Raw genomic sequence first — 8,488 nt, 5'->3', positions numbered from 1 at the left:
AAAAAAGGGGCGTTTTTTTAGCGGCTGTTTGAGCAACTTACTTCGGTTCCGCCGGTGCGGCCCCCATCGTCGTCTCATTCAACCCGCCCCCCAACGCACGATACAAATCAATCGCATTGTTCAGACGCAACTGACGCGCCTGAATCAAGGATTGCTGTGCCGAGAACAAATCGCGCTGCGCGTCCAGTTGATCCAGCGAAGAAGCGATGCCGTTCTTGTAGCGCAGGTCGGTCAGGTTCAGACGTTCCTGTTGTGCTTTCAGGAAGGCTTCCTGAGCTTCGATCTGTTCGTCCAGCGTGCCACGTGCCACCAGCGCATCGGCGACTTCGCGGAAGGCCGTTTGAATGGTCTTCTCGTAGGTCACGATCGCCTGGTTCTTGCGTACTTCCGACAGATCCAGGTTGGCGCTGTTACGACCGAAGTCGAAGATCGGCAGGCTTAGTTGCGGGCCGTACGACCAGGCGCCCGAACCGGAGTTAAACAAACCGCCCAGCGAACTGCTGGCGCTGCCGAAGGAGCCGGTCAGGCTGATGCGCGGGAAGAACGCTGCACGGGCTGCACCGATATTGGCGTTGGCGGCCAACAGCTTCTGTTCGGCCGAGCGAATGTCCGGACGGCGTGACAGCAGATCCGACGGCACGCCGGCAGGGATGTCGGTAACGATGTTTTGCAGCGACAGATCCTGGCCTGCTGGCAGATCCTTGACGGTGGTGCCGACCAGCAGCGTCAGGGCGTTTTCAGCCTGAGCGCGTTGGCGCAGCAGCGTTGCTACCGACGTGCGGGCCGATTGCACCAGCGTGTCGGACAGGCGCAGATCAAGTGCCGACGAGGCGCCGACGTCGAAACGTTTCTGCGCCAGGCCGAGGTTGGACTGACGGCTTTCCAGTGTTTGTTGCGCCAGCTTCAGTTGCTCGGCATAGGAACGTTCGGTCAGGTAAGCCTGGGCCACTTGCGACACCAGGCTGATTTGCACCGATTGCTTGGCTTCTTCGGTCGACAGATACGTCGACAGCGCCGCATCCTTCAAGCTGCGGACGCGGCCGAAGAAGTCCAGCTCATAGGCCGGAATAGCGAGGCCGACCTGATAGCTCTTGGTGATCAGCGGTGCCCCGGTAGTCGACTGGCTGGCCGACAAACGGGTACGGGATTCGCTGCCGGTGGCGTTCAGCGTTGGCAGCAAGTCGGCGCGGGAGATCTGGTACTGCGCACGTGCTTCCTCGATGTTCAGGGCGGCTGTGCGCAGGTCACGGTTGTTTTCCAGTGCCGCCGAGATCAGTGCTTGCAGGCGCTGATCAGGGAAGAACTGGCGCCAGCCCAAGGTGGCCGCGTCGTACGCGGCCTGGCCCTTGGCGTCGGCCGGGTAGGTGCCTTCGACCGGCGCTTGCGGGCGCTGGTAGGTCGGCGCCAGCGTGCAGCCGGACAGAACACCGACTACCAGCAATGCTGCGCTGAGGTGAGTCAGTTTGCCTGTCGAGCGCAGGGTTGAAAACTTAAACATTCTTATCCTCCACATCGATATTGTGATGGGCAGCGTCCGGCTTGGCTTGGCTGCCTTTGAAGATCTTGCGCACGACGACGAAGAAGACCGGGACCAGGAACACGGCCAGTACGGTCGCCGTGATCATCCCGCCCATCACGCCGGTACCGATGGCGCGTTGGCTGGCGGAACCTGCGCCGCTGGCGATAACCAATGGCAGCACACCGAGGATGAACGCCAGCGAGGTCATGATGATCGGACGGAAGCGCAGGTGAACCGCTTCCAGCGTCGCTTCGATCAGGCCCATGCCTTGCGCCTGCAAGTCTTTGGCGAACTCGATGATCAGAATCGCGTTCTTCGCCGACAGACCCACCACCGCAATCATCCCGACCTTGAAGTACACGTCGTTAGGCATGCCGCGTAGTGTCACGCCCAGCAGTGCGCCGAGAATACCCAGCGGCACCACCAGCATCACCGCCAGCGGAATCGAGGTGCTTTCGTACAGCGCAGCCAGTACCAGGAACACGGCAATCAGCGACAGCGCATACAGTGCAGGCGCTTGCGATCCGGAGGTCTTTTCTTCCAGCGACTGGCCGGTCCATTCGAAACCGAAGCCAGGAGGCAGCTTGGCAACGAAACCTTCCATTTCCGACATCGCTTCACCGGTACTGCGGCCAGGTGCTGCACCGCCGGCGATCTTCATTGCCGGATAGCCGTTATAGCGAATCAGCTGCACAGGGCCGTTGATCCACTTCGAGGTGGTGAAGGCCGAGAACGGCACCATGGTTCCACCGCTGTTACGGGCATACAAGCCGGCCAGATCTTCCGGTTGCAGACGACGCTTGGCATCAGCCTGGACGATCACACGTTGTTGACGACCCTGATTCGGGAAATCGTTGACGTAAGACGAACCCAAGGCCGTGGACAGCACGCTGTTGATGGTCGAGAACGGTACGCCCAATGCGTTGGCCTTGTCGCGGTCGATGTCCAGTTGCAGTTGCGGCGCATCTTCCAGACCTTCAGGACGGACACCTGCCAGCACCTTGCTTTGCGACGCCATGCCGAGGATCTGATTACGTGCCTGTACCAGCGCAGCGTGTCCCAGACCGGCGCGGTCCTGCAGACGGAAGGTGAAACCGGTGGCGTTACCCAGTTCCGGGATAGGCGGCGGGTTCAGCGGGAACACGATCGCATCCTTGATCTGCGAGAAGGCACCGAAAGCGCGGCCTGCAACGGCGTCAGCCGATTGCGTCTTGTCGCGCTCGCTCCAGTCCTTCAGCGGTGTGAACACCAGACCTGCATTCTGACCGTTACCCGAGAAGCTGAAACCGGCAATCGCGACAACGTGCTCGACCGCAGGCTGCTTGAGGTAATAGTTTTCGATGGTCTTGATCACTTCCAGCGTACGGCCGGTGCTGGCACCTGGCGGCAACTGCACGTTGGTGATGATGTAGCCCTGATCTTCGTTCGGCAGGAACGAAGCTGGCAGGCGTACATACAGCAAGCCCACGCAGCCGAGGATGAGGGCGTACACAATCATGTAACGACCGGCCTTGGTCAGCATCTTGCCGATGAAACCCTGGTAACCGGAGGCAGTCTTGTTGAAGCGGCGATTGAACCAGCCGAAGAAGCCGCTCTTTTCGTGATGATGGCCCTTTTCGACCGGCAGCAGAATGGTGGCGCACAGTGCTGGCGTCAGCGTGAACGCCATCAGCACCGAGAACACCATGGACGCTACCATCGCCAGCGAGAACTGGCGATAGATCGCGCCAACCGCGCCGCCGAAGAATGCCATCGGGATGAACACCGCAATCAGCACCAGCGTGATACCGATCAGCGCGCCGGTGATCTGGCCCATCGCCTTGCGGGTCGCTTCCTTGGGCGAAAGACCTTCTTCGCTCATGATGCGTTCAACGTTTTCCACCACCACGATCGCATCATCGACCAGGATACCGATCGCCAGCACCATGCCGAACATGGTCAGCACGTTGATCGAGAAGCCGAAGACAAACAGGGTAGCAAACGTACCCATCAGCGCCACCGGCACCACGATCGTCGGGATGATGGTGTAACGGATGTTTTGCAGGAACAGGAACATCACCAGGAACACCAGCACGATCGCTTCAATCAGGGTCTTGACCACTTCTTCGATCGAGATCTTGACGAACTTGGAGGTGTCGTAAGGGATGGTGTACTTCACACCGGCCGGGAAATACCTGGACAGCTCTTCCATCTTCTTGTGCACGGCGGTGGCGGTACCCAGCGCGTTCGCGGTCGGCGACAACTGCACGCCGATGAACGAGCTTGGCTTGCCGTCGAGGCGGCCGGAAGTGTCATACGACTGTCCGCCGACTTCGATGCGGGCGACGTCGCGCATGCGCACCGACGAACCGTCCGCATTGGCGCGCAGGATGATATTGCCGAACTGTTCCGGGCTGGTCAGTTGACCGTTGACGACCACGGTCGCAGAAATCTGCTGCGAGGTCGGGCTTGGCAACGCGCCCAGCGTACCGCCGGCAACCAGCGCATTTTGTGCGGTGATGGCTGCGGTGACGTCGGCTGGTGTCAGGTTCAGACCAATCAGTTTGTTCGGATCGATCCAGATGCGCATCGCGCGTTCGGTACCGAACAACTGCGCCTGACCAACACCAGGAACGCGTTTGACTTCATTGAGGACGTTACGCGACAGATAGTCGCCCAGCGCCACAGGATCAAGTTTGCCGTCGGTCGACGACAGGCCGATAAACAGCAGGAAGTTGCTGCGCGACTTGGTGACTTGCACACCTTGTTGCGTCACAGCCGCCGGCAGACGCGCTTCCACGCGCTTCAGACGATTCTGCACGTCCACCGCGGCCAGATCGGCGTTGGTGTCCGGCGAGAAGGTCACCGTGATTTGCACCTGGCCGTTGGCCTGGCTTTGCGACTCCATGTATTGCAAGCCGTCGGCGCCGTTCATTTCCTGTTCGATCAGGCTGGTCACCGAATCGTCGAGGGTTTGCGCGGTCGCGCCCGGATACGTCGCCGTGACCACGATGGTCGGCGGCGCAATGCTCGGATACTGGGAGACGGGCAGGCCGGTAATGGCCAGCGCGCCCGCCAGTATGATGAAGATTGCTAACACCCACGCAAAAACGGGGCGATCAATAAAGAACTTTCCCATCTGACAGCCTCTTAGTTAGCTTTGGTTGCGGCGTCCTGCTTGGCTGGCGCCGGAGCGGCAGCACCTGCGGCCGGTGCTGCTGCGGATGCAGATGTATCGCCGACAGGACCCTTCCATGGGACCGGCTTCACCGGTGCGCCCGGCTTGGTCTTCTGGACACCTTCGACGATCACGCGGTCACCGGTTTTCAGGCCTTCGGTAACAACCCAGTTGTTGCCCTGTGCCGCGCCGGTCTTGACCGGACGCACAGCAACCTTGTTGTCTTCGCCAACCACAAATACGGTCGAACCGTTCAGGTCGCGCATGACGGCCTGTTGCGGGACGATGATGGCTTGCTCATCGATTGCCTGTTCCAGCTTGGCGCGCACATACATGCCCGGCAGCAGGGTACGGTTCGGGTTCGGGAATTCCGCACGGATGGTCACCGCGCCGGTGGTCGCATCGACGCTGACGTCAGAGAACAGCAGCTTGCCCGATTGCGGGTAAGTGCGGCCGTCTTCGGTCACCAGTGTCACCTTGGCCTTGTCTTTGCCGACGGTCTTCAACTGACCGGCGGACATGGCTTGCTGCAGCTTGAGCAAATCGGTGCTCGACTGCGTCAGGTTGACGTAGATCGGATCGAGTTGTTGCACGACCGCCAGTTGGGTGGCGTCGCCCTGGCCGACCAATGCACCTTCAGTCACCAGCGCGCGGCCGATGCGGCCCGAGATTGGCGATGTCACAGTGGCGTAGCCCAAGCTCAGACCAGCAGTCTGCACGGCTGCCTTGCCGGCGGCGACATCGGCTTCCGCTTGTTTCTGTGCGGCGACGGCGTCGTCATATTCCTGCTTGCTGACGGCGTTGACTTCGACCAGCGGTTTGTAGCGTTGCGCTTTCAGCGATGCTTGTGTCAGCGAAGCCTGGCTCTTTGCCAGTGTGGCTTGCGCGCTGTCGTAGTTGGCTTTGAAGGTTGCCGGGTCGATGCGATAGAGCACTTCGCCAGCCTTGACTTCGCTACCTTCGCGGAAGGTGCGCTTGAGAATAATACCTGCGACACGGGCGCGTACTTCGGCGATACGGGTCGCTTCCAGACGGCCAGGCAGCTCATTGCTGATGGTGATTTGTTCAGGCGCGATGGTGACCACGGAGACTTCGCCAGGCGGCATGCCTGCTCCAGGTTGGGCATTCGGTTTTTGACCACAGCCTGCAAAGGCGGCCATCACGGCAACGGTCAGGGTGAGGCGCGTGAAACGACTAACTGAGCTCATAAATATCTCGCACGGTAAGTAAAGTTGAAGCTGCTACAGCAGCGGGTGATTCGAATACGGTCACGAATAGGATCGATGCAACTGGCAATACGATTGGCAATACAGCTGGCAATAAGCCGGAGATACGACCGGTAATACGGGGTGCAACAGAATAAAACAGAAAGAAAATCGAAAGAAAACGACGGAACGACAGAAACAAGAAGATAACGCAAAAATTGTTGCAGTGCAGAAAAGACAGCGGGTAGGGTAAAACCAACAGCAGCTATTGAAATCCGGTGCTATTATACATACATTCTTGTATGTATGTATTGCGGGAATGTATCGTAATCTTTCGCAATACCTACAAAACAATGCGGAAACATGCAGACTTTCGCGAAACAGACTCCTTGTCAAAGGAAATTGCGAAGGTCTGTCTTTATTGCACAACGACGGTGCACGGAGATTGTAATGACACCAACTATTTGTCCGGCCGCCTGATATGGCGCGCTCGACCAAGGAAGAAGCCCTCGAAACCCGTTCGCGCATCCTCGATGCTGCAGAGCAGGTATTTTACGAACGCGGCGTTTCGCATACTTCGCTGGCCGATGTCGCCAAAGCGGCAGATGTGACGCGCGGCGCCATTTACTGGCACTTCAAAAACAAAAGCGATCTGTTCGACGCCATGTGCGACCGCGTGCGTTTGCCGATGGAAGCGATGATGGAAGACAACGCCGATGAGCGCGTTACCGATCCACTCGGCGAATTCATCAAGGGCGGGGTGTATGTGCTCAAGCAAGCCGCCACCGATCCGCGCTGTCGCAAAGTATTCGATATCATCTTCAATAAATGCGAATTTGTCGACAACAACGATCCGATTCTCATGCGCCAGCGCGAATGCCACATGCAGGGTATGTTGCGCATGGAGCAAATTCTCAAAAACGCCATCGCGCGCGGCCAACTGGCACCCGATCTCAACATCCGTCGTGCCTGTCTGATGACCCATGCGATGTTCAGCGGCTTGCTAGCCGACTGGTTCTTTGCGCCCGCCAGTTTCGATCTTGAAAAAGAGGCTGAGAACGTGCTCACCGCCTGTATCCACGCGGTCAAGACGGCGCCGACACTGAGAAACTGATCGCTGGCTATTTACGGCGCAGGTGGACCGAGCAATTGATTGATTTGCGCAAGATCCTCTTCTTTCAGGCTGCCTGCGGCCGACTTCAGTTTCAATCCATTCATCAGCGTGTCGTAACGCGCCTTGGCCAGATCGCGGCGTGTAGAAAACAGTTGTTGCTGCGCGTTCAACACATCGATGTTGATGCGCACGCCGACCTGATAGCCGAGGCGATTCGACTCCAGCGCCGATAAGCTGGACACTTCCGCTGCTTCGTAAGCCTTTACCTGCGACAAACCATTGCTGACGCCAAGATAGGCCTGCCGCACATTGAGGACGGCGGTGCGGCGTGCGTTCTCCAGATCCGAGCGTGCCTTGTCGGCCAGCGCAATTGACTCGTCGACTTTACTGCTCACGCTGAAACCGGAGTAGAGCGGGATATTCCACTGCACGCCGATGGAGTTGGCATAGCCGCGACCGTTGGTGTAGGGCGTCAGTTGGCTGTTCTGATTGGTGTAATTGCGCCCGGCCGTCAGGTCGACGGTGGGATAGTGACCTGCACGGTTGCGCTTGATTTCGCTCTGGGCGATTTCCAGCGAAACCTGTTGGACGAGAACGTTGTAGTTCTGTTGCTCTGCGCTGCTGATCCAGGGATCGATCACCGCTGGTTGCGGCATGCTCAGCTGTACCTTGGTGCGCAGAGTCGACAGCGGCGTCGGCGCCTGGCCGATGATTTGCTGCAGCTTGCTGAGCGCGACTTCGAGATCATTCTGCGCCGCGATTTCCTGCGCATTGGCAAGATCGTAGCGTGCCTGCGCTTCATTGGTGTCGGTGATGGTTGCCGTGCCGACATCGAAGTTGCGTTTTGCCGAGGCCAGTTGCTCGGAGATCGCGATCTTTTGTGCACCTAAAAAACTCAGCGCATCCTGAGCGCTCAAGACATCAAAATACGTCTGGCCGACGCGCAGAATCAGATCTTGCTGCGCCTGTGCAAATTGCGCTTCACTGACGGCGACCGACAACTTCCCCTGACGGTAAGTCTCCCAGCTGGCTATGCGCAGCAAGGGCTGCGTCAATTGCAGCGTGTAAGTGTTGGCCGAGTTCTGCATGGTGTCGCCGGAACGCGTATAGCTGCCGTTGACGCCGACGGTAGGCAAGAGGGCGGCACGGCCTTGCGTGATTTTCTCTTCACCGGCGCGCAGCGAATAACGCGCGCTTTGATACACCGGATCATTCGCCAGTGCTTGCTGGTAAACCTGTACCAGATCGGCGGCGTGACTGGAGCCTGTCAACGCGGTAAACAGTGTTGCCGACAGGATGCCGGCTGTCAGGATTCGGACACGGGTAGAGATTTGGGGAGGAGCAGAGGGCATGCGCAGGATTTTCACGGGGATAGAGGATAAATAGCCGTGGTTCGGCTATTCAGGCACTTCGCAGTTCCGGGGAAAACCAAAAAATCGTCCGCTTTCGAATATCTTGCGTACATTTGGCGTGCCGGCGACGTTGAGACGTCG

5 protein-coding genes are annotated in these 8,488 nt (G+C 58.6%); 1 reads left to right on the top strand and 4 read right to left on the bottom strand.

All coding sequences use genetic code 11. The features are described from left to right. Positions 1-37 precede the first annotated feature (37 nt). Genes PQR63_RS22430 through PQR63_RS22420 form a run of 3 tightly spaced genes read right to left on the bottom strand, consistent with a single transcriptional unit; the run spans position 38 to position 5,884 of the window. Positions 38-1,498 (bottom strand): efflux transporter outer membrane subunit, encoded by a 1,461-nt coding sequence (locus PQR63_RS22430; protein WP_408170355.1) that lies wholly within the window; start codon positions 1,496-1,498, stop codon positions 38-40. Beyond that, positions 1,491-4,637 carry an efflux RND transporter permease subunit gene (locus tag PQR63_RS22425; protein WP_408170353.1) on the bottom strand — a complete coding sequence of 1,049 codons (3,147 nt, stop codon included), beginning with the start codon at positions 4,635-4,637 and terminating at the stop codon, positions 1,491-1,493. Before PQR63_RS22425 ends, PQR63_RS22430 begins: the two co-directional genes overlap by 8 nt. Before the next feature lie 11 nt (positions 4,638-4,648). Then, on the bottom strand, positions 4,649-5,884 hold the full coding sequence (locus PQR63_RS22420; protein WP_408170351.1) for an efflux RND transporter periplasmic adaptor subunit: 1,236 nt from the start codon (positions 5,882-5,884) through the stop codon (positions 4,649-4,651). 478 nt (positions 5,885-6,362) lie between these two features. Between PQR63_RS22420 and PQR63_RS22415 the strand changes: the two genes are divergently transcribed. Then, positions 6,363-6,995, top strand: a complete 633-nt coding sequence (locus tag PQR63_RS22415) for a TetR family transcriptional regulator (RefSeq protein ID WP_408170349.1) — start codon at positions 6,363-6,365, stop codon at positions 6,993-6,995. Positions 6,996-7,006: 11 nt separating this feature from the next. Here the strand turns inward: PQR63_RS22415 and PQR63_RS22410 are convergent, their stop codons facing one another. After that, positions 7,007-8,347: a TolC family outer membrane protein gene (locus tag PQR63_RS22410; RefSeq protein ID WP_408170347.1), complete on the bottom strand. Its 1,341-nt coding sequence runs from the start codon at positions 8,345-8,347 to the stop codon at positions 7,007-7,009. Positions 8,348-8,488 lie beyond the last annotated feature (141 nt).

Source organism: Herbaspirillum rhizosphaerae (assembly GCF_046025915.1).
In the GTDB taxonomy this organism is placed as follows: Bacteria; Pseudomonadota; Gammaproteobacteria; order Burkholderiales; family Burkholderiaceae_D; genus Herbaspirillum; species Herbaspirillum rhizosphaerae_A.
This window is presented reverse-complemented; position numbering and strand designations above follow the sequence as displayed.